Source organism: Dysgonomonas termitidis (assembly GCF_042654545.1).
Taxonomy (GTDB): domain Bacteria; phylum Bacteroidota; class Bacteroidia; order Bacteroidales; family Dysgonomonadaceae; genus Dysgonomonas; species Dysgonomonas termitidis.
In genome coordinates this window covers 1-22,693 of record NZ_JBHSGN010000062.1, presented here as the reverse complement: position 1 = coordinate 22,693, position 22,693 = coordinate 1, and the positions used below count along the sequence as shown (strand labels likewise).

Here is a 22,693-nt window from a genome sequence, read left to right as displayed (position 1 = left end):
TAATGATAGAAATTTCATGATAAATAAAAGTATACTTGAAGAAAAGCAAATAAGTATCTATATAATAATACTGTTGATCAGTGTTATCGTTGGATTGGCCTGGGATCAATCGAATATATTTGAACACGCCATTGAACCAATAATCGGGGTTTTACTTTACAGTATGTTTTGTCAGATTCCTTTTCTGGAACTGAAACAGGCATTAAAAAATCGCTCATTCTTCGCTGCTCTCTTATTTGGAAACTTTATACTGATACCGTTGCTTGTATGGCTCTTAGTAAGTATTTTTCCGCTAAACCCTGTAACCAGTATTGGGGTTCTTCTTGTTTTATTGACGCCATGTATTGATTATGTAATTGTTTTTTCCCATTTGGGGAAAGGAGATTCCAAATCGGTTTTGGCTTCCACCCCCTTACTGTTTATTTTTCAAATGGTATTATTACCTCTGTACCTGTGGTTTTTTCTTGGAAAAGAGACTGTCGGTATAATCGAGGTTACACCTTTTGTGAAAGCATTTTTTTATTTGATCGTTATTCCATTTGTACTTTCAATAATAACACAGTTAATCTCAAAGTCAGATAATAGAATAGGAAAAAGTATTTTGAGTTTCTCGGGTTGGTTACCAGTCCCGCTTATGGCATTGACATTTTTTGTCGTTATTGCTTCTCAAGTCGGGATGTTATATGAAGATCCGGCACCAATATTAACCGTTGTACCGATCTATGTTACATTTGCCATTATTGCCCCTTTGACAGGAAAGCTCTCGGCTAAAATATTTAAAGTTGATGTATATGGTTCACGGGCTGTTTCATTCTCTACCGGTACAAGAAATTCTTTAGTCGTTCTGCCGCTTGCGTTATCTTTGCCTGCCCCTGAAAATCAGCTGGTCGCCGCAGTTATTGTGACACAAACTATTGTAGAGATTCTGTTTGAACTGATTTATATCAAGGTAATTCCGATCATGACAAACAGTAAAACAAAAGAATAACAAATTGTAAAAAGGAATTAAAGTTTTAGATTAATAAAGAATGAGTATAAGAAATATTAATGCAGATATTCTTTCATACTCGTATGAGGTAAACTAAATGCCTGTTTGCATAATTCCTCCTTGTATTTTTTATTTGCCGGATTTGTTGTTTGACATTATGTTAAAAAGGCCTTATACATTGCCTGTAATATCTGATCTTTCTGTTTTATAGCTGTCTGGGCTATTCCATTTCTAACCATGCCGTCCTTTTACACGATCTTTTATTTAATAACTGTATCCTCTTTAGATTATCATTGTTCGCCAGGTGTTGTGAAGCTACAGTGTATGCCTTTATTGAAGCATATCTGATAATTCGATTTTCAGCCGATGAATTGGGATTGAAAATGCAGTATTTCACTCTTATTTTCATTCAATATAATTTGCATTCAATTTATGACTGCAAGTTATTTCTAAAATTTCACATAAATTTTATAGATTTTCGCCATTATATTTTACATTTTCTCCTCGTAGTGTGAAAAAATGTAACAATGGGATATTGTTAGAATTTAAATATTTGTCAATCAACGGAGCCTCTTGCTTATTTTTAATATATAAGAAATAAGAAATAAAATACAGGGAATATTAGCCTTTACAGACGAAAGATTATCTATTAATTGCCTATGTTAATAGGCAATGGATTTTCCGGATTTTCTGATGTTGGAAGGGGTAGTTCCCAGATACGACTTGCAAAAATTGGTAAAATGGGAGATACTGGAAAAGCCGAATTCGTCACAAATTTCTTTAAAGCTTTGTTTTTCGAGCCGTATTTCATAATAGATTTTTTCCGCCTTGTTCCGGAGCATCCATTTATACGGGGAAACGCCGAATACACGCTTGAAGTGCTTCTCGAAACCGGAAACCGAGTAATGAAGCGCCTCTGCCAATTCGCTTACCGATTTATAGTTATGTCCATAATGTGTGATATAAGAAGAGAAGCCCGAATCAGAATGTAATGCTCTACTGAAAAACTGGGCAAGATTATCCTGGGGATAGAATGCCCGCATCAGAAAGAATAATTCTGCGATTTTGTGTTGAAAAAACTCCCTGCAACATATGCCTTTATCAATGCAAGTCTGGATAAACGATATAAACTGTTTGATTTCCGGATTTGTTTCCAGTAAATATACGTAATGCTTACTTTTACAGCATTCGTCAAGGTTACTTTTTATTAGATCCATGATACGCAGGCAATTGCAAAATAAAATGGGATCATGTATGCGTACAATTAGCAAAGTTGAATCTTCCAGAATACGAGCTAAGTAGTGACAATCTATAGGCAGGTATATGATGTCATCTACTTTTATTTCAGAATTAATAGATACGTCTATAGACAAATCGATTTTGCCTTTAATAACAAAGGCCATTATATCTTCGGCTGATATTTCTTTAATTACATTTCCCTGATCCAGTTTTAAAAGTTCAAAGGTAGGATCTTCTTTTTCAGCCATAGGGCAATCATTATCACAGAAAGTATTCATAAATTATATTCCTTAATTAATAGACCGCTATGAGAATTTTTATGTAATTATATCTCTTATGCCCGGGCCGGACATTCAAGAAAACTCCCGAAAATGAATCTTAAATAAGATATTTGCTACATGAATATAATTACGATGATTAAATATTCCTGTAATATTTATCAAATCGAAGCTGTTAGAAATATACAAATTGCAAACAATAATGATGATATTTGTTCTATAATGCAACACGAAGAAAGTGATGAAATGATAAAATGTTTATTTCGAATCACTATTTTTTGTCCTCCATTCCGTCTGTCTTTTAAACACCTATCTGCCTGATTTTGTTCTCAGTAATTTAAAAAATATAATTACAACGGGAAGGGTAACCTCTAAATTCACGATAAGAATATATAAGATTATATAACATTTTTTTTATATATCGCTTATACATATCGGGATAATATACTTATACTGCATCCATTAGGATGGAAGAAAAATAATAAAAAATGGAGGAAATATGTAAAAAATAATTCAATTCAAACCTCTACATTTGTGCCGAATACAAATTCTTACAAGAAGTACCTATTCTTATTTATATCTCTACTTTCATTTAATTTAATTATTACTTTTTACAAGAGACGAGTTGAACCTGGTCTTATTAATGATAAGGTCATTCTATAGTTTTTTGTTTTATTAGCCAATTTATATGAGCGAATTATATTGTTCGGATAAATTATCGTGCCCTTATAAAGAAAAAGGGCGTCATTCTACTATTCAGTTGTTGGAACTGAATCAGAATGACCTGATAGATAATAATTCCCTGAATGATAAGATGGTTTTTCTTATAAAAGGAAAAGTTTCTTTGTCGTTCGCAAGTCATACTGGAGCGATTATTGAAGAAAATAAGGCTGTATATCTTCCTGTAAATCAACATTATTCACTTAATGCGTTAGAGTATTCTACCTTGTTGATCATACGGCTTCAGGAACAAATTACATTTTGCAATTGCATGAATATTGAGGATATTGCCAGGTTTTTTGAGAACGAAAACGATCAAACCATGGACGATTTATATCTTTTAGACCTAAATGTGGAAATAAAGAAATATATTGAGTTTGTGCTGACCTGTATCAACCAAGGAATATATTGCGGTATATTTTACCGGAATAAAGTAAAAGAGTTGTTCTTTCTCCTGCGTGCTTTTTATCCCCAGAAAGATTTATCGTTTTTTTTTCGTAAGGCTCTCAGTGCCGATTCCGTGTTTTCATCTTATATTATGCGTAATAGCCACAACTATAAATCGGTAAGCGAATTGGCAGAGGCGCTTCATTACTCGGTTTCCGGTTTCGAGAAGCACTTCAAGCGTGTATTCGGCGTTTCCCCGTATAAATGGATGCTCCGGAACAAGGCGGAAAAAATCTATTATGAAATACGGCTCGAAAAACAAAGCTTTAAAGATATTTGTGACGAATTCGGCTTTTCCAGTATCTCTCATTTTACCAATTTCTGCAAGACATATTTAGGGGATACACCTTCAAATATAAGGAAATACGGGAAGATATGGGAAAACGGATGTGAACCGGATTTTCAGGAAAATTAGAAAGGAACTACCCTTTTTTTGAGAATAAAGCCCCTGACCAGCTATGTTTTACATATGTACGATTTTTTGTTACATTATGGTGGATATATGTAAAAGCATTTTTGTTTCATCCATATAACTTTGCAATTGAAATAATTCAGAGATACAGAATAAGAATTGACTTTTTATCAGAGAGTAATTGACAACGGATAAATATAAAGAATAACAAATTAAAAGAACAGTATTAAAAACAGTAAATCATGGCCTGGTTACAGGCTGTTGATGGCATACATGGATGAATAATATTTTGCGAAAGCGCTGATTTTTCCGTTTGTGCATTCTGATACATTGTTTATTGATACCGATAGTTTTATATAGTTCTGTATTACAGCATGCACAATGCATTACAAACGTGAATGGGAATAGGAACAGAAGCAAACAACAAAACGAAAATTAAACGACTGAATATATGAGAATAAAAAAATATATTGAGGTAATACTATTTCCTAATAGCAGAATATTAGAATCATATACTTTATCTCCGGGCATTAAAACCTGAAATATTTTGAATAATCAGTTTCGCCAATATCCGGATTTTCTTAAAGAATATGATATATCTAAATAATATTATTCCTTTTTCCGCATCTCAATTGTCTTTATCTTACATTATGAATATTATATGCGGAAATTTTTTGTCTTTTACGGATTACCTTGTCTGCGACAGGTAGGGTAATCCTATTTTCTATTTATATAACATAATAAAGATGAAACATATTGACATAAATACAGATAACCCCCTGAACCGGGTAACAGTATGCCTATATAACTTGATTTTATTAACATTTCAAACAAAAAAAATGGAAACAAGAAAATACTACAGAGTTACATTGAGTATTATTATCGGTCTGCTGCTGACAGTAGCGGCATATTCCCAATCAGGCACTCCGGTTATTGAAAAAAAGAAGAACCCGGTAAAGGAAGAAACGGTAAACACGGTATTGCAGCCCAAAAAAAGAGAACCAAAGCCTATGGCGATCTACGGAGGATTGGTCTTGTACAAGGTACAACTGAAATCCCGTACCAGTTTATCGCCTTATGCAGAGGAGAATACTCCTGACTATAACGACAAGAAGGAAGATCTGACCGGACTGATGATCTTTCACCAGAATAAAGATAAGCAGGACGGTGCAATGCCGGATGGGGTTTATGTATGGGACGGTGAACAGTGGTTAAATATAAGCCTGCCTGTTAACAATGAAACTAAATAATACAGAGTGGGGTATTGCCGTTATGGCACTGGGGATAATATAGTATAATGTAAGTGCAGGCAGAGTAGGGATTTGTCCTTGCAGGCTTCTTTTACTATCTTTATTGTTTCTAATCTTTAAGGATATGTTTAAAAAACTTGTAGCCATAGAGCCCGTAAGCCTGATTCCGCCGGCTGCGGAGGAATTGTATTTTTTTGCAAAAGAAGTTGTTATGCATCAGGATATACCTATAGGCGACGACGCTATTGTTGCGCGCATAGGAGATGCAGACGCTGTACTCCTGAGTTATACATCACAGATCAATCGTTATATCTTGGAAAGATGTCCCGATATTAAATATATCGGGATGTGCTGTTCTCTGTATTCTCCCGAAAGCGCCAACGTGGATATCCGTTATGCTAACGAACGGGGTATTACCGTAACAGGCATCCGGGATTATGGTGACGAAGGAGTGGTAGAATATGTGATAAGCGAGCTTGTGCGTTGTCTGCATGGATTCGGACAGGAACCTTGGGATGGGATGCCCCGCGAAATTACAGGATTGAAGGCCGGTATTATAGGACTGGGTAAATCGGGAGGCATGATAGCTGACGCATTGAGCTTTTTTGGCGCGGACATAGCTTATTTTGCCCGAAAAGAAAAAGAAGATGCAAGAAACAAGGGTTATCATTTTCTACCATTGGGTGAACTTCTCGCCCGGAGCGAAAAAGTCTGTTAATCTACTGACTAACAGACTTTTTGTCTTTTATTGGCTTCTCCTGCCTTTTCAGGATTTTGCCTTTCGGTGGGCGTTGACGTATTCGACCCGGCGAACCGTCGTGGCTCACCGGGTCAAAATACAAACTAAACAAAACTAAGCGATAATATTTAGTAAGCTCTATAATCTATACTATTCCTCAGTTCTTAAACAGTTCCCTGAGTTGTGCGTACCGTCCCCGCACAATACCTTCCCTGTCGGTCAGGATAAATGTGGGCGTACCTACAATGCCGTAGTTGTGGAAGTTCTCCCCGTCGAAGCCTTTGAAGTCGCAAAGCTTGTCTACCCAAGGAAAACCCGTTGCCGTTTCCACGAATACATTCCTATCCACATCGGCGGAAATGGTTATCACACGGATATTGTTATCTGTCAATAGTTTATATTTACTTTTCAGTTCCTCCAACTCATTATGACAGTTGCCGCAACCTGTCTCGTAAAAAACGATCAGGCTGTGTTTGGGAAGGAAAAGGCTATCGCCTGCTACGATCTCCGGTGCAGGCTGCCCGTTCAGAGGCATAGTAAGGTATTCCGTGCCGAGTTCGGCAAGCAGGGCGTCTTTTGCATATTTAGTGAACATACGGATAATAGCCTGCGTTACTTCCCTGCGGATAAATATATCGTTGCCGCACCTGTCGATCATATGGCGGGCATCGTTGAGCAGCAGGCTGTCGTTGACCGAAGTTTGCACCCATACTTCGAATACAGGCTGCCAGAAACCACTGGTGTACAGATCGCCAAAATCGACCTTACCGACAATAAAATCCCTCAATTCTTCCAATATGCCCTCCTGCGACACATTGAAAGAACTGCCTGTTCCCGAAAGGCAATTCAGTATCTCCACTATGCGGGCGGCATACAAAGGGCTGTCATTTATTTCTTTGCGAAAAGTCTTATACTCATTATCCAATGCCAGCATATGCTGTTCAGGCGGAGCCAGCACATAGGACGGGCTTTGGTTTTGAGGACGGCCCGAAACTTCGACATATTCGCTTATGATCTTGTTTTGCCGGGCAAGTGAATTAATCAGGAAACTATTTTCGGCTGAGCCTTCAAATACAGGGCTTGCTTCCTGTCCTGCCCCTTCGGGGGAGCCGGAGGGGGCTTCACTCATTAAAACATCCTCTTTGCCGTTGATAACGATATTCCATATTTTGCCGTATTTCCTGATAGAGAGGCGTCCCACTCCCCGGTAGTTTCGTGGCAGGGTAACAGACGCCCTGCCTCCGGCATCCAGTTTCCCTCTTCCGATAGTGTCCTCCTTAGCCCCTTCCGGCAGGCAGAAATAATAGTCGCGTCCGGCATACCACGGTAGCCGGACGGATACGGACTGGGCAAAGAATATTGACGGAAGCAGTAAAAGTAAGGATTGAATGCTGAAAAGCCTGATGGTTTTGTGCATTATATATAGTTAATAAAATCTTAATCGGATTATGAATTCTTGATGCAACGCAAAGCAATGCCTTCTGCGCGGTAGATACTGTAGGCAGGGTACACGCTACCACTGTTGAAGTGCAGGCCGTACGCATCTGTACTGATAATGTTGATACTCCAGTAGTAGCCGTTCACGCCCTGGCCGTAGAGCGAGCCACTGCCGTAGCTCCGGGTGCCATTAGCAGGCAAAAAGAGGGTTGTAGTGGCGCCGTCAGGTCTGATTTCGTACCCACGACCGTTAGTATTGTACCATACCCAGGTATTAGCTGTGGCTGTTGACGAAAATCCCGAAACAGTACCGCCTTTATACAGGTTTCCCCATTCGTCCTGCGAAGGTGTGCGCCAGCTCGTATCTGCACTGCCATCATTAATATTATTACTTTGGGCAGGGTAGTAGCTTTCGTAAGTCAACCCGTCTTCCTTGATCTTGGCGCAGGGATCATTAGGGGCAAAACGTCCGGTACGCCACAACTGGTCTATCTGGTTTGCAAGCAAGTTATATGCCCAGTTGTAATTTTGTCCTGAACCTGTTCCGTAAATAAACATACCGTAATGAGTAGCGTCCGTACGGGCCACCTGTCTCCATGGGTAACGCGTTGTTGGACCAATCAGATTGCCGTCCTCGTACGTCGGACCTGAACCATAGGCTACCTGATTTGTCCCCGCGGTGTTTGCTCCGACAGTAAAACCCTGTGCGGCTCCCCGCTTTTGATGTCCGTCGCCGATACGGCCCCACTGGTACAAGTCGCCGTAAAGGTTTTCTTCTCCTGCAATATAATAATGCCTGCCGTCTGAATCGTTAAGAATATTGGTCATGGGATGATTTCTTTGTGCGGCAATAGTCAGGTCGGTAGCTCCCAGGTTAAAGCACATAAAGGAAATCCATTCGCCGGCATTATTCTTAGCTCCACAGCCCACGGCTACTTCGGCTATGTCGGAGGTTAATTCTGCGCCGAGGGTGCTTGTAGCGATGCAGTAGAATTTATAAAAGCCTGTATTATTGGCATTGCGGGTAGTGCCTTTAAGGGCTCCAGCAGGAGTGAAGGAAGTAGTGGTAGCTCCTATGCCCGATATGGTCCCGCTTCCGCCAATAGGTGTACCGATAAGCACATGCACATTATTACCCGTTACCTGATACCACTGGTACGTCCATGTACCCAGCCCGTCTACTGTAAAGGTTAGCGGTGCGGCCGTTTCAGTACCCAGTTCGTAGAAGGTGAACTGTTGGGGTTGCCCTGTAATAGACGATACGGCCTCGTTAGCCTGTGAGGTAACCCATATCGCTCCGTTCCATGTATAAACAGCAGGATAGAGGGTACTACCCACACCGTTGTTGGTGATATTATACACCATCAGTCCGGCAAGGCGCTCTTTCAGGTTGTCGGTATTGGCTGTAAAGTCAGGATCGCTGGTCGGGATAAATGGTTCGAGGGTACTGATGCTGACCAGTTTTACGCGGGGAAGCAGCAAACCGCCGTCACCCAATCCGGAAGTGATATTAGCGTCATCCGAAACGGAAGATACCGTACCCGCAGCGCCCTGGCGGGTTTTCAGGTCGAGCAAAGCCGCTCGTCTGGGTTCTAGACCCGAACCGATGGTCACTTGCGATTGCAGTTGTAAAGTCATAAGGGATAATGCGCCTATGACCAATAGTTTTAAAGTTTTTCGTTCCATAATTGTAGTTTCATAATTAAAATCATAATATAGGATTTATCTTTCCCCGGGAGAAAAATAATACAGGGCGTACTCTGCCGGAAAACAGAATATACCCTGTATTGTGATTTCGGAATAAATGTGTAAATTTTGCGCACCCATATATGGGCGCAATCAATTAAACTGTAGAAATGATAGTGGATTATTTTTTTAAGGGTAGTAGCTAATAAGCTCTCTCTCTCTCTCTCTCTCTCTCTCTCTCTCTCTCTCTCTCTCTCTCTCTCTCTCTCTCTCTCTCTCTAACAAAATAAAACTAACTTCCAAATTTTCAAAGAAAAAAATGGTAGGAAAAGTTGTGTTTTTGTATTGCAATTTCTGTCTTTCTATAGCCACATCTAAATACTTTGATGCCCCGAAGTTAAAAAAAATATTCGGTTTGACCAATACAAACTTCATATAATAGATAAAATTATATTGAGAGTTTTGGTACTTATCGAGTTTTTTCTCCAAATATTATATATATTTGCAACCGGTAAGATCACAAGTACACGCTAAGCTTCATGAAAAAACAATTCTTTAAACTTTTTAGTCAGCAGAGAATTTTATTGACTGTTTAATACGTATATGTTATACCAGCAAAAGTGTATGACGGCGTTCTTGTGACGTATAGAATGATACGGATAACCTGTATAACTGCAATAATTTAGGTAAAAGAGCAGGCTACAGATGGGTAATAAGGTGGGTGGTGCTACTTATTATCTTATAAAACTGTAGCCTATGTTTTTTCTGGTTCATATTATTCATCTTCTTCCTTCATCAGTAATATCCCGCTAAGAACAGAGCTTACAACGTCTGCCTTTTTTATTACCATCAGATGATCGCCGTCTTCGACCGGAAATGCATTTCTTATATGTTCATAGGGAAATATCTGATCCAGAGTGCCATGTATATGATACAGATGCTTGTGGTTTCCTCCCGGTATCCATTCTGTAATTTGTTTCACAGCCCATTTAATATATGCCGGGTCGGTATATGTCATTACTTCCGACAACTCCGAAGCAGGCATATTATATACAAAACGGTTGAATGCGTTGGTTATAAATTCAGTAGAAGAATATACACGCATCGGCACCCGTTCTGCCAGATTAGTTCTTTTCACGGCACGGAACAGGGTAGGGATTTCATCTTCGCTTTTGAAAGACGATATTATTATACTTTTTACAGGTTCCAAGAAACGGCCCATTTCCTGCATGATAACAGCACCGAACGAATAACCTACCAATACATAAGGGCGCGAAGTATCTATCTTTCCGGCCATTACATGCGCATACTCATCCAGCGATTCATCGGGCCGGGGAATATGCCATTCTATATATTTTTTCCTGAACCCCCTGGGTAATTTCAGGTTGTTAAATACGCTGCAATTGTAGCACATGCCCGATATGAAATACACAGTGACGTCATTCTTCTTTGTTCCCACAATACCCTGCCACATTCTTTTCAGCAGGTTTGATATTCCCTTTCCGGTATTTTTGTCCTGTGTCATTATTGGTTTACAGTGTTATATTCAGGTATATAAAGATAATGATTTTAATTTATAAACAACCGGGTCTAATTAAGTTAATATCAGTAAAAACAGTGTTAAAAATAAATTTATATACCATTTTCACCTTGCTTTTCCGTTAAAAAATAGGATTTCCGGTTTATATATTTTAAATTTGTTGTTACAACCGGATATAATACGGAAATCGCAAAAAAATCGGCCAAAATGAGACTTCAGTACAGCCATATATTCCTGGCCATCATACTCCTGTCGGGCTTGCAGGCCTGTGTCGATAAAGACTACGACTGGGGGAATATGGATAAAAGCGGAGTAATAAGTATTCCGCCTATTCCATTAGGCGATATTGATACAATATATATAAAAGGTTTGCCGCAACTGGACGGGTCGTGGGGGATACCTATTCCTGACGGCTCTATCGCGTTGAGCGATACAATACGCGGACTGTTTGACGATAATGCGGTCCGGAAATTTTTTTATGAAGGCAGCGAGACGGTGGAAATATCTGCAAAAATAGATATTTATGTGGCTACCAGGGGAGTGTCACTCGATGTCTATTTCAATATCATCAATACCGAAAAGCAAAGGATTGCCCAAGTCATTATACCGAAACAAACGCTGACTACCGGAATAGAACAGGAATTCTCTGTCAAGATTACGTCCGGGTACATGCAATATATGGAGAATGCTTCCGATTTGCAGCTTATAATTGTCCTCAAATCAAAAGATGCTACTTTATGGTTGAGCAACGACGACTACCTGTATATATGGGGAGCCATAGTAAAAACCGGTGGCTTCTACTATGAACTTTAAACACAGTTGATAGGAATATGAAGTTTATTACAGGACTACATGCCGTGTCGATAACCATTTTATGCATTTTCTCCATAAATGGAGGATATGGGCAGGTTACTCAATCGGACTATTTTATGGAGACCTCTTATCTCCGAAACAGCCTTAATCCGGCATTACGTCCCGAACAGGGATACCTTGTAATTCCAGTGCTCCCCGGCATAGGCGCAAATGCGCAAACGAATAAAATCAATTTACACAATTTTACGTTCAGGGGGCCCGATGGCGGGCGTGTGACCTTTATGCATCAGAGTGTAGGTGCAGAGCAATTTCTGTCAAAACTGTCCTACGATAATTATGCCAATACGGATGTAAATATAAAGCTTTTCGGACTGGGCTTTTTCAAAGGGGATGATTACTGGAATATCGATCTGGGTATAAGAACCCATGCAGATATTAATATTCCGAAACCGTTTTTTGAACTTCTGAAAAGAGGATTCGGACAGGAAGAGCAGTCTACATACGACCTGTCCGACCTGCATGCCACGGGTTATTCGTTTATAGAAATCGGTGTTGCACATTCACGTATGTTTATGAATGAGAAACTAACATTGGGTGCACGGGTGAAATTTCTTGGCGGGCTGGCCGATTTTAAATTAGATACCAAAAGCCTGAATATAGACGCTGGTCCCGATTACTGGAAAGCAAAATCAAAAGCCACGCTAATCGGTTCCGCCCCCGGCATAGCGCCCAGATACGATGAAAAAGGAAATCTGGATGGCTTTACTTTCGGTAGTTTTAATCTGCCGGGTTTAGGACTGGGTATAGATATGGGTGTGGTGTATGACGTGAGAGAACTGATTCCGGCTCTGAACGGTTTGAAGATTTCCGGAGCAATAAACGATATTGGTTTTATATCATGGTCTAAGGCTAATACCATAAACCTGCAATCTCCCGAAACAGAGGTAATTGTTTCCCCTAACGATTATTCGATATATGAAAGGGACGGTTCTTCGGTATTCGATGTTTTTCAGGACGCGCTGGACGATATAAAAAAAGCAGTGAACCTGAAAGGGGAGACCAAAAGGGGGCGGGCATCCATGCTTCGTATGAATATGAATCTGGGAGCCGAATACGAATTGATAAAGAATAAACTTTCCGGAGGAGCATTATATACCATCCGTTTCGGCAGTTATTCCAATATTTCGGAATTCACCCTTTCTGCTAATTACCGTCCTTGTACATGGTTTGCAACCAGTCTGACCTATTCGGTCAATCACAGTCAGTTCGATACATTTGGTCTGGCACTCCATATTGTACCCTCCAAAGGTTTGAATTTGTTCCTCGCGAGTGATTATGCAACGCCTCATATTTCATCAGATTTTATTCCTACTACCAGTCGGGCGCTTAATTTTCAATTTGGAATAAGTATTCCATTAGGAGAAAGGCGAAAATAAATCAACATTTATTGACAATATACGCCTTATATACAGTGTATTAAATGTTTATGAAAATAATTATTCACTTTTGAAAACATTATTAACCCCAAAAATGTTTAATATCTTGAAAGGCAGATAAGATAAATAATACGGTTAATTGTTAATTGATACTGCCATACAGTTAAAGTAATAGTATCTAATGATTTAATACTTAAAATACGAATGGCAACAGTTAATCCCTACCTTTCCTTCAACGGTAATTGCGAGGCTGCTTTCAATTTCTATAAATCTGTATTTGGCGGTGAATTTACATACCTGAGCCGTTTCAAAGATATGCCTTCGGAACAGCCGCTCCCCGATACAGAGAAAGAAAAAATACTGCATATGTCATTGCCTATAGGAGGCGGAACTATTCTTATGGGTTCCGATACATCCGAAGTATTTGGTATCAGGACTAAGTTTGGAGACAATATATCTTTATCGGTAAATATGAATAGTGAAGCTGAAACTCAGCGTATATTCAATGAGCTTTCGGCTGGAGGGGAAGTGATAATGCCTTTGGATAAAATGTTTTGGGGCGCATTATTCGGCCATTTCACAGATAAATTCGAAGTTTTATGGATGGTAAATTATGAGTATAAAATATAACGGAGAAACAAAAGAGTGAACAGACTTTTCAACCTTTAGATAAATTGAACAAAATTTTTGCTCCGTATCCTCAGAATGATTTTTCAGGCGAGGGTACGGAGTTCTCATTTTTATATTAAATTGCAGACCGAAAACACATAATGCCTTATACGATATAATTATGAGCGGACAGATAATAAATAAACTGAGAATTAATACTTACGGGAGTGTGCTGGCGCTGGATAAACCCGGAGATATACATGACCTGGATAGCCTGCTTCCTGACAATAGCGTGCAAAAGGAAAAATACAATACCATTTTTGCATTTGTCTTCACTCTGGATGAATTTATGAAGAAATTGCAGATGGTCATAGAGAAGGATATGCTGGATAGAGGCGGCAATCTGTTCTTTATCTATCCCAAAAAAGGAAATAAGAGGTATAAAGAGTATATCGGCCGTGACGATTTTTTTGAGCGGGTGGACGTGGACGACGATGGTTATGTAAAAGGCAGTTTGCTGAAATTTTTTAAAATGCTGGCTTTTGATGATACATTCACTCTTATCGGGCTTAAACATGAAGAAACGCGGAAGGGCCGGGCAAATCAACTCAGCCAGTGCGTTTCAGATTATATAGGCCGTATTCCTGATCTGCAAAAACACTTCGCTGAAGATAAAGAGATACTTGCTTTTTTTAATAACCTTACGCCCGGTTATCAGCGAGGGTGGGCACGTTTCGTGTATAATACACGCTCGGAGGAAACTGTAAAAAAACGGCTTGACGAGATGGCCGGCATTATTCGAAAGGGCTATAAGTCCATTGATTTATACAGGGCGGATAAGAGAAAATAAATTAATTAAGAATTTAAAATTAAAGTTCCTTATATATTTAATTATGATCTACATAGCACTATTGCGGGGTATTAACGTCGGCGGAAAGAATATTATAAAGATGGCTGAATTGAAAAAAGTATTCGAAAATTTGGGCTTTCAAAACGTACAGTCATACATTCAGAGCGGTAATGTATTGTTTATTTCCGATAAGGAAGAAGAACAACTCCGCATAGAAATAGAAACAACTATAGAACGTACTTTCGGGTTTCCTGTTGCCGTAATATTGAGGACATTGAGCGAATTGGAAACCATTATAGCGGGATGCCCGTTCACGTTGAAAAAAATAGCCGGGGCTATGGCTGCATCGGAAGGTGAGGTATTGTATGTATCTATGTTTTCCCGGAATCCGTCATCAAAAGATATCGGGCGCCTGATAAAATATGATAAGGAAGGAGATGAATACAAGATAGCAGGGCGGGATATATACCTGCTGTTTTGTAAGAGTATCCGTAATTCCAAATTAGCGGGCAGTATACAGAAAACGGATGTTCCATTCACATCACGTAATTTTAGAACGATAAGCAAATTAGCGGAGTTGGGGAAAACCATGAAATAAGCAAATGAACTACAATAAAAAGCGAGAGGTTGCTTCCATCCCGGGAGCAGCCTCTCAATGTTTTGAAGAGATTTTTGAGTAATTTAGAGTAATTGCTTATATAGTTATTCAGAACACGAAATTTAAACCTAATTGTATCTGGCTGAGGTCGAAATCGAAGCCGAAAGTATTGGTCTTCTGGCTGCCGAATTTTTCATACTGATAGCCTAAGAATCCGAATTTTCCGGTCAGGGTCAGATTGTCGGAAACATTGATGGCAACGCCGGGTCTGAAGCCGACTTCCAACTCATGCACCTTCGTATCGGTAGATTTTACCTTACTGTAAGTATATCCGGCGCCGCCATCAACAAACAAACCACCTATATTTCCTCTGAGGAATGAGTAACGCGCAAACGGATTTACTGTGAACCCGTCGGACTTAGCCTTACCATCCGGCACATTATATTCTTTATGTGCATATCCCAGTTTCATTCCTACGCCCCAGTTGTCCGACAACATATAGCCCACCTCAGGTGTTATGTTGTAATTTGTCAATCGTTCGCCATCTGTTATTTTGCTTGTATTAAAACCTGTACTACCACCTATCCAGACCTTGCCTGTCTGGGCATTAACAACCGAAGTCAAACCGAACATAATTGCAAGTGTAAAAAATAGCTTTTTCATAATCTTTCATTTTAAAATTGATAACCTAACTAATCTTTATTTCGTATTCACCTTACCTTACATTGCTTTCGAATACATGACAAAGGTCGTGCAAAACCAATGGTGAAAAAAGCCCCGTATGGCGGTAATAATGTCCTATTATTCTTATTTCGCAAAAAATGAAGAAAAAGTATTTCCGGCTAATGTTCTGATATTCCTACAGTATGTCCTGAAATTCTTATAAAGGAAAAAGGTCGCTTTTGAATAAAAAATAGTACGTTTGTAAATATGAGGTTATCCGGCCTTTAAAAATTAGAGATGTTATGATATAAATTGCCTTTTCATTATTTTACGGGTAAGAACTCATAAGGCCCCCGGGTGCCGATAATTATTTATACCGATAGCGTGAAGAAATAATAACAGACCATATGAACTTATCTAAAGTACAACTCAAAGATATTTCGGAACAGATAGACCCGTTCGCGATCAAAAACTTTATCGTATCGGATAAGGCGGTACATTTCCCTTCTATGTCATCGAACTATCCCATCATTATCGACGGGGTGGTATTTGCCATTTGCATCAGCGGTGTGGGAAAGATAAAGATAAACTTTAAGGAATATGAAACCAAGAAGGGAACTATACTGACCATTTTACCTAGTTATGTACTCGAGATCATTGAACAGAGTGACGACATGATGACTGAGTTCCTTATTTTCTCACCCGATTTTCTAACGGAAATACCTGTTTCAAGTAATTTTGATATCTCGATGAGCATAATACAGTCGCCCTGCCTTCATATATCGGAGGCGCAAGCCGGGAAACTGCTTGAGTTCCATTCATTTATTGTAACCCAATACAAACGTCGGGATCATCCCTTTAGGGAACAAATGGCGAAAAGTCTCCTCTACGCGTTATTAATAGAAGTAGGAGCTATTTATTATAACAAAATAAAGGAATCGGAAGATAATCCCGCAACAGATACGATGTCAGATGCTAATTCATATCAGAAAGAGCAGGTTTTTACTTTTTTCAAGCTATTACTGCATAATCATAAAAAGGAAAAAACGCTCCAGTTTTATGCCAATAAGATGTGCCTGACACCCAAATACCTGTCTACCATCATAAAAGAACGTACAGGCCGCACAGCCTTCTCGTGGATAAATGAGATACTTATTTCATCTACAAAATATATGCTTAAGACTACAGACCTGACTATCTTGCAGATTTCGGAAGAACTGAATTTTCCCAATCCGTCTTTTTTCGGGCGCTTTTTTAAGAAACATACTGGAATGACACCGGTGCAGTATCGGGAAAACTAAGTTTTATAATTATAAGGCAGGGTAGATGTCTGTAGTAACATTTTGAAAAACAGGTATTAACCTGCATGAATCCTTCCGACATAAAGAAAGAGACCGGCCATACCGGATATTGCTTCATGACATAAATCGCTTTAGCAGAGGATGCTTTTCTATGTCTTCGAATTTTTTGACTGCAACTCCCAGCTTTTCAAACAGCTTTTTCACCAGAGGGTCAATATCCATTACATACACTTCTTTGATGCGGTTGGTTAATAACCAAAGCGCTACATAGTTGACGTCTTTCTTCACGATAATGTCTTTTTCTATCTCCACTACCGATTTACTGTCTATGTGCAATACAATAATAGGTACTGTATCCAGGTACGCTTCGTCTATTATGTCTTTTTTGAGGAATAGTGCTATTTTCATACTCAGATAATTTTATTCAGAAACTACCGTTCCAGCGATCTGCCGGATAGCCCGGCTTTTTAGTTTCAATGTTCTTTGCCAGTTGAGATACTGCCGAAAGTAAAACCGAGGAAATATTATTTTCCTGTAAGGTACCTGTTTCTTTATTTTTAGAAAGCTGCATCATTTCCTTATATGACTTATCGTTTTGTAAAGTTCATCAATGAAACCGGTTAATAAAAGCCCTATTGAGAGGAATAAATGTTCTGATAGTCGGATTTGAAGATTATAGGAGAAACAATAGGTATGTATAAGGATCAGTAATATTATCAGAAGTATATTTTTTAACGTTTTTTTTAGTTCAAAAGATAGAACAGTTTGAGAATGGTCGATATATTTATTTATATACACATTGTTCGTAATATATTACATCTGATTATTAAATAATAAATTACTCTTTAAAATCCTTATTAAATCAGGTTTTTCTTATTTTAGCATCTAAACAAAATATAATAATTAATATAAGATCATATATGAGAATGGATTATATTTATATTAAACAATACACTATTCTTGCATTTAATTATCTAATTAATAAATATATACACAATGCAAATAGAATGCCTTATCCCGGGAAACAGATAGGGTAGGAAAAAGAAATGGTGAGTTACAGATCATTTAGTTTTATCCAATCGAATATCATATTGTAGACATTGTTTCGTACATTCTCCGCCGATAATATCAGATCATGTAATCCTCCCTCTACAGAAAGTATTTCCACATTACCTTTTATATTGTGCGCTATGCGTTCAATGTCATTTACATTCAATATAGCATCGCGGCCCGATACTTGTTCCAAGTTTTTGATATCCGTTACCGACTGAGCTGAATGCAATATTAATATGGGCTTAGGTATATAGAATACTTTTTTCAGTTCACTTTGGGCTTTGTGAATTGCACGCAACCACCCCAGATTTATTTTAGGAGCGAGATTAGGCTTCCAATCCAGTATATATTCCCATTCCCCCCTGTATAATCTGTGGATACTCTTCCCATATTCTTCGCTGAACCCTCCTGGAATAGTAACTTTAGGGATAAACCGCCCGATAAAAGATACAAGGGGCAAAAGCCTTTTGATCCATTTAGCGAGATTAAATTCATAAAAGGGGCTGTTGAGTATCAGTCCATCAAACAATCTGCTGTTCGTATGATCTTTGGCAAATAAAGTGGAAATAAGTCCGCCTGTGGAATGGCCAAACAGAAGAATCTCTTTATTTCCTTCGCTATGTATTATATTCAAAGATTGGAGTATCTCTTCGTAATAATCTTTCAGATTGCGTATATCATTAAATTTTTGATGGGTGAGATACGAACGTCCGTATTTTCGCAGGTCGACGGCATAAAAATTAAACCCCTCGCCATTGAAGCGGTGCGCCATCTCCGACTGAAAGAAATAATCGTTGAATCCGTGTATGTACAATATCGCTTTTTCGGCTCCGCTTTTGCACAGGCGGCGTATAAGGGTAGCTGTAACTGTGCCCTCGTAATCATCTCCCAATTTGAGGGTTTGCGACTCGAATCCGTCTTTCAGTATATCTTCTTTGTATGGAGGATTGTCCATAGTTTTTTATTTTTTATTTTTCAGAGTTAACGCCGCCTGCCCGGATTTGTACACCTAACCGGAGATATTGAATCCTTGAAACATGCCTAAAGTTATAAATTATTCTTTATGGATATATTAATATATAATAATATTCTCCCGCAAAGGCGTGAAGAAGCAAAACCCGATTTATAATTTATCGGCGCATTTAGATTTATTGACTATATTCAGTTAAAAAGTAATAGAAGTAACAGATATATCAGTGAACAGTGCTGTACGTTGTCCTGCTGAGCGGAGCGAAGCGTATGCAAAAGTTACACTTTTCCACTATTTTTTATCTGTTCCTTTTTTTCCTCTCTGTAAGTCCCCCTTGGGGGCTCGTTCATCATTTCAAAGAGCTAAAAGCTATCAGCTAATGGCTAAAAGCTATCATATACATATAGATAAACTTTTTTGAAAAGATCAAGAGCCCGTTTAAAATTTAACGAAAATTTTTCATAGGGTTCTTTTAAAATAAATCCGGTGTCATTTTTACTTTTGATCGAGGCTGCTAATTAGCTGCGCTGGCCGCTGGTATCAAAAAAAATATCTCAGAATAATTATAAAAAAGTTCAGCTATAAAATTTAAGCAGGTGCTAAATTTCGCGCGTTTGCCCTAATTACCGACCTTACTTAAGTGAAATCTCCACATAATTTAATACTTTTATGGCTTAATTATATATCACAGCAACAAAACATTCTCCCTTGTTGTTTTAGTCATAAATATATCTGATATTAATTCAAAAAAACAGAAACAATGAAATTAACGAAAGGAATAATCGCCATTATTGTGCTTGTGGTTCTCGGACTGATTGTATTTATGTATGCAAAGTCGCTTCAGAACAGTATGGTAGGAAAAGAAGAAGGTGTAACTTCGCAATGGGCTCAGGTACAGAATGCTTATCAGCGCCGTGCCGACCTTGTTCCTAATCTGGTAGCCACCGTGAAAGGGTATGCCACACACGAGCAGGAAACTCTTCAGGCAGTGGTGGATGCCCGTGCAAAAGCAACACAAATGAATGTGAACGCAGACCAGCTGACTGAAGAAAATATCAAAAAATACCAGGAAGCGCAAGGACAACTGGGAGCTGCCCTGGGACGCTTGCTGATGGTACAGGAAAATTATCCCGACCTGAAAGCAAATACTAACTTCCTTGCCTTACAGGATGAACTTACCGGAACAGAAAACCGTATATCTACCGAACGTAATAAGTTTAATGAAAAAGTGAGGGATTATAACATTTACATTCGTATGTTCCCTAAAAATATTTTTGCCGGCATGTTCGGTTTCGAAAAGAAAGGATATTTTGAAGCGGACGCATCGGCTCAGAGCGCGCCTAAAGTAGAATTTTAATTAGGTAACAATCAATAGTCAGCAGTTAACATATTACAAAATTGAAACGGATATTTAGAATATTCTTGCTTTTGTTTGTCGCCATTTCATTACAGGCGCAAGACGATCTGCCTTCTCCAATGTCGCCTCCGAGGCTCGTTAACGACTTTGCCCGGACATTCGAAACCCCGCAACGTGACGAACTGGAGCAGATACTGAAAGCGTATAATGACAGCACATCTACACAGATATATGTGGTAACGGTGACCGGCCTGCAAGGGTATGCCGTATCGGACTATGCCGCACGTCTGGGTGAAAAATGGGGTATAGGACAAAAAGACAAGAATAACGGTGTGCTTATACTGATAAAACCGCGCATAGGCAACGAACGCGGGCAAGTATTCATCGCCACAGGCTACGGTGTGGAACATATACTTACCGATGCCCGTTGTGGCCGCATCATAGACGAATATATGATCCCATATCTGCAAACGGGGGACTATTACAATGCATCCAAAGCGGCAGCCCTTGCCATTATTAAATATCTGGCGGGAGAATTTAAAGCTGATGAAGATAATGATCAGGGCAGCTCTCTTATTGCAAATATCGTGCTTGTAGTTGCTGTATTACTTATCCTCTATTTTATTTCCAAAAATAGCAAAGGAGGCCCTTCTTCGGGTGGGCGCAGGCGTGGCGGAGGTTTTGGAGGCGGCTTCGGCGGCTGGGGAGGCGGAAGTTCTTCCGGCGGTGGATGGAGCAGCGGAGGAGGCAGCTTTGGTGGCGGAGGCGGTGGTAGCTTCGGAGGCGGTGGTGCCGGACGTAGCTTTTGAACAAATAATGATCTTAAAAATACAAGCCGACTGTCGCGTTAGAAAAAAACCGAACGTAAAAACTTAACTGCCGATTCGCATTAAGAATGAAGAATAACCTCTTTACTTGTAACTCGTAACTGCCCTGGGGCGAAGAAATAACATTCGCCGAAGCGAAGGCGAGGCAAACTTGTAACCAGAAATTAATCTGTTCTCGATGTATATCCCGGCGGCAGAAACGGATAGAGATTCTTCGGCTTGGGTTTTTCTAACGGGGCGACAGGTAATTGTATGACAGGCGGATGCTCTATAACTTGTTCCGTCTGCTCATGCCCGTTTTTCGTTTTTCTTTCTTCTCCTTTCACTTTGTTTTCCTCCTCCAGTTCCTTATCCACGGCCGCCACTACCTCCGGATTGAGCGAGCCGCCCGGACGGAAGCCATTCTCCTTTAATATCATCAGCTGACGCCGGGTTTCCTCGTCCTGTACTTCAATGACCAGCGGATGGCGCTCCGATGCCAGTAAACGGTCTTTGTCTTTCTTCCTTTCCTCACGGTCCAGCACGTACTTTATAGCACGGATGCTCGGCGGGCAGAATTTCTTTTCCACTACGCGGCATTTCACCATATCCTCCACCGGATTGTCCTTGTCAGGGACATAGGTGACCTTCTCTTTTTTCTGTACATAACCCTCTAACAATTGTTTCAGTCCGATACGTGCCGAGGCGACAAGCGTCTCTTCGCGGCGGGTAATGGCATCATCCACCGCGTCGTTGAAATCGGAACGGGTTTTCTTCCAGTCGTAGAAAGTCTTTGGATTGATATTAACGATCTTACAAATCTCGGAAATACCGAAAAGGTCTTGTTCCAGCATTTCAATGATACGTGTGGCGGTTTTGTTGGAATATTTCATAATGCTAAATGTTTGGCTCCTTTCGCCCTCTCCAAAGGGGAGGCGGCAAAGAGGCTGTCGTTTGTCAATATATTATTTATAAAAGCTGAAGGCTAATGACTGACAGCTTTATTCTATAGATAAATATTTTGAATTTTGATAAAGATTATATGTACTTCGTTGCGAGGGCTTTTATTATCAGGACTTTCTCTATATTATGCTTCAGGCTATAGAAAAAAATAACTGGGCAGCTATATTTTTTTTGTTTTTGTTAAATTACATAATTTTAATTGTATATTTATGACACAAGCCTTAAAAACAAAACTTAACTTTTACGCACCTGGATATTATAGTTAAAGATATTGATGATAAAGCCGGAGCGTCTGTCGCATCCTCCTGTAAAGAATGTACTGATAAATACAGGACAACATTAACTAATATAAGAAATAAATACTTGGGGTAACGGAAGAAATGATACATCTGCCTGAGGAGGAAACGATAATAAAAAAGGAGGATAAGGATGAAGAGACTATGGCGGAAGTTCCGGAAGATTTTTAATAAATAACATAAAAAGTTCCTATGTTTAAAATCGGAAGCGATGGCTGAGTAGAAAAAATAAGCTATATGTT

At 39.3% G+C, this 22,693-nt stretch carries 20 protein-coding genes and 1 pseudogene; 12 read left to right on the top strand and 9 right to left on the bottom strand.

What is annotated here, in order from left to right:
* The first annotated feature begins 16 nt into the window (after positions 1–16).
* Positions 17–988 carry an arsenic resistance protein gene (locus tag ACFO6W_RS08335; protein WP_379995231.1) on the top strand — a complete coding sequence of 324 codons (972 nt, stop codon included), beginning with the start codon at positions 17–19 and terminating at the stop codon, positions 986–988.
* 662 nt (positions 989–1,650) lie between these two features.
* Here ACFO6W_RS08335 and ACFO6W_RS08330 read toward each other — a convergent pair.
* Positions 1,651–2,505 (bottom strand): helix-turn-helix domain-containing protein, encoded by an 855-nt coding sequence (locus ACFO6W_RS08330; RefSeq protein ID WP_379995229.1) that lies wholly within the window; start codon positions 2,503–2,505, stop codon positions 1,651–1,653.
* Positions 2,506–3,193: 688 nt separating this feature from the next.
* On the opposite strand from ACFO6W_RS08330, the gene ACFO6W_RS08325 reads away from it, so the two are divergent.
* The 3 genes and pseudogenes from ACFO6W_RS08325 to ACFO6W_RS08315 form a co-directional block, all read left to right on the top strand.
* Positions 3,194–4,087, top strand: a complete 894-nt coding sequence (locus tag ACFO6W_RS08325) for a helix-turn-helix domain-containing protein (RefSeq protein ID WP_379995227.1) — start codon at positions 3,194–3,196, stop codon at positions 4,085–4,087.
* 836 nt (positions 4,088–4,923) lie between these two features.
* Complete coding sequence (locus ACFO6W_RS08320; protein ID WP_379995225.1) at positions 4,924–5,334, top strand: hypothetical protein; 411 nt, start codon at positions 4,924–4,926, stop codon at positions 5,332–5,334.
* Positions 5,335–5,458: 124 nt separating this feature from the next.
* Positions 5,459–6,049: pseudogene (locus ACFO6W_RS08315) on the top strand (NAD(P)-dependent oxidoreductase); the annotation flags it as partial.
* 181 nt (positions 6,050–6,230) lie between these two features.
* Here ACFO6W_RS08315 and ACFO6W_RS08310 read toward each other — a convergent pair.
* The 4 genes from ACFO6W_RS08310 to ACFO6W_RS08295 all read right to left on the bottom strand — a co-directional run bounded on the left by ACFO6W_RS08310 (position 6,231) and on the right by ACFO6W_RS08295 (position 10,721).
* Positions 6,231–7,490, bottom strand: a complete 1,260-nt coding sequence (locus ACFO6W_RS08310; protein WP_379995223.1) for a peroxiredoxin family protein — start codon at positions 7,488–7,490, stop codon at positions 6,231–6,233.
* Positions 7,491–7,519: 29 nt separating this feature from the next.
* The gene (locus tag ACFO6W_RS08305; RefSeq protein WP_379995221.1) at positions 7,520–9,196 is read right to left on the bottom strand and encodes a fibrobacter succinogenes major paralogous domain-containing protein; all 1,677 of its coding nucleotides are present in this window, start codon (positions 9,194–9,196) and stop codon (positions 7,520–7,522) included.
* A gap of 189 nt (positions 9,197–9,385) precedes the next feature.
* The gene (locus tag ACFO6W_RS08300; RefSeq protein ID WP_379995219.1) at positions 9,386–9,685 is read right to left on the bottom strand and encodes a hypothetical protein; all 300 of its coding nucleotides are present in this window, start codon (positions 9,683–9,685) and stop codon (positions 9,386–9,388) included.
* A 286-nt stretch (positions 9,686–9,971) separates the two neighbouring features.
* The gene (locus ACFO6W_RS08295) at positions 9,972–10,721 is read right to left on the bottom strand and encodes an alpha/beta hydrolase (RefSeq protein ID WP_379995217.1); all 750 of its coding nucleotides are present in this window, start codon (positions 10,719–10,721) and stop codon (positions 9,972–9,974) included.
* Between the two features lie 222 nt (positions 10,722–10,943).
* Between ACFO6W_RS08295 and ACFO6W_RS08290 the strand changes: the two genes are divergently transcribed.
* The 5 genes from ACFO6W_RS08290 to ACFO6W_RS08270 all read left to right on the top strand — a co-directional run bounded on the left by ACFO6W_RS08290 (position 10,944) and on the right by ACFO6W_RS08270 (position 15,042).
* Complete coding sequence (locus tag ACFO6W_RS08290; protein ID WP_379995215.1) at positions 10,944–11,549, top strand: hypothetical protein; 606 nt, start codon at positions 10,944–10,946, stop codon at positions 11,547–11,549.
* A 17-nt stretch (positions 11,550–11,566) separates the two neighbouring features.
* Positions 11,567–12,985 carry a DUF5723 family protein gene (locus ACFO6W_RS08285; RefSeq protein ID WP_379995213.1) on the top strand — a complete coding sequence of 473 codons (1,419 nt, stop codon included), beginning with the start codon at positions 11,567–11,569 and terminating at the stop codon, positions 12,983–12,985.
* 204 nt (positions 12,986–13,189) lie between these two features.
* Positions 13,190–13,615, top strand: a complete 426-nt coding sequence (locus ACFO6W_RS08280; RefSeq protein WP_379995211.1) for a VOC family protein — start codon at positions 13,190–13,192, stop codon at positions 13,613–13,615.
* 160 nt (positions 13,616–13,775) lie between these two features.
* Positions 13,776–14,444 carry a YdeI/OmpD-associated family protein gene (locus tag ACFO6W_RS08275; protein ID WP_379995209.1) on the top strand — a complete coding sequence of 223 codons (669 nt, stop codon included), beginning with the start codon at positions 13,776–13,778 and terminating at the stop codon, positions 14,442–14,444.
* Between the two features lie 43 nt (positions 14,445–14,487).
* On the top strand, positions 14,488–15,042 hold the full coding sequence (locus tag ACFO6W_RS08270) for a DUF1697 domain-containing protein (RefSeq protein ID WP_379995207.1): 555 nt from the start codon (positions 14,488–14,490) through the stop codon (positions 15,040–15,042).
* 108 nt (positions 15,043–15,150) lie between these two features.
* On the opposite strand, the gene ACFO6W_RS08265 is transcribed toward ACFO6W_RS08270, so the two are convergent.
* Positions 15,151–15,705: an outer membrane beta-barrel protein gene (locus ACFO6W_RS08265; RefSeq protein WP_379995205.1), complete on the bottom strand. Its 555-nt coding sequence runs from the start codon at positions 15,703–15,705 to the stop codon at positions 15,151–15,153.
* Positions 15,706–16,112: 407 nt separating this feature from the next.
* Between ACFO6W_RS08265 and ACFO6W_RS08260 the strand changes: the two genes are divergently transcribed.
* Positions 16,113–17,006, top strand: a complete 894-nt coding sequence (locus ACFO6W_RS08260; RefSeq protein ID WP_379995203.1) for an AraC family transcriptional regulator — start codon at positions 16,113–16,115, stop codon at positions 17,004–17,006.
* Between the two features lie 114 nt (positions 17,007–17,120).
* Here the strand turns inward: ACFO6W_RS08260 and ACFO6W_RS08255 are convergent, their stop codons facing one another.
* Positions 17,121–17,414, bottom strand: a complete 294-nt coding sequence (locus ACFO6W_RS08255; RefSeq protein WP_379995201.1) for a hypothetical protein — start codon at positions 17,412–17,414, stop codon at positions 17,121–17,123.
* Positions 17,415–18,060: 646 nt separating this feature from the next.
* A complete protein-coding gene (locus ACFO6W_RS08250; RefSeq protein WP_379995200.1) occupies positions 18,061–19,014 on the bottom strand; it encodes an alpha/beta hydrolase in 954 nt (317 codons plus the stop codon).
* 775 nt (positions 19,015–19,789) lie between these two features.
* Here ACFO6W_RS08250 and ACFO6W_RS08245 point away from each other — a divergent pair.
* On the top strand, positions 19,790–20,386 hold the full coding sequence (locus tag ACFO6W_RS08245; protein WP_379995197.1) for a LemA family protein: 597 nt from the start codon (positions 19,790–19,792) through the stop codon (positions 20,384–20,386).
* A 41-nt stretch (positions 20,387–20,427) separates the two neighbouring features.
* Positions 20,428–21,195, top strand: a complete 768-nt coding sequence (locus ACFO6W_RS08240) for a TPM domain-containing protein (protein ID WP_379995195.1) — start codon at positions 20,428–20,430, stop codon at positions 21,193–21,195.
* 182 nt (positions 21,196–21,377) lie between these two features.
* Here the strand turns inward: ACFO6W_RS08240 and ACFO6W_RS08235 are convergent, their stop codons facing one another.
* A complete protein-coding gene (locus ACFO6W_RS08235) occupies positions 21,378–22,085 on the bottom strand; it encodes a hypothetical protein (protein WP_379995193.1) in 708 nt (235 codons plus the stop codon).
* Positions 22,086–22,693: the final 608 nt, after the last annotated feature.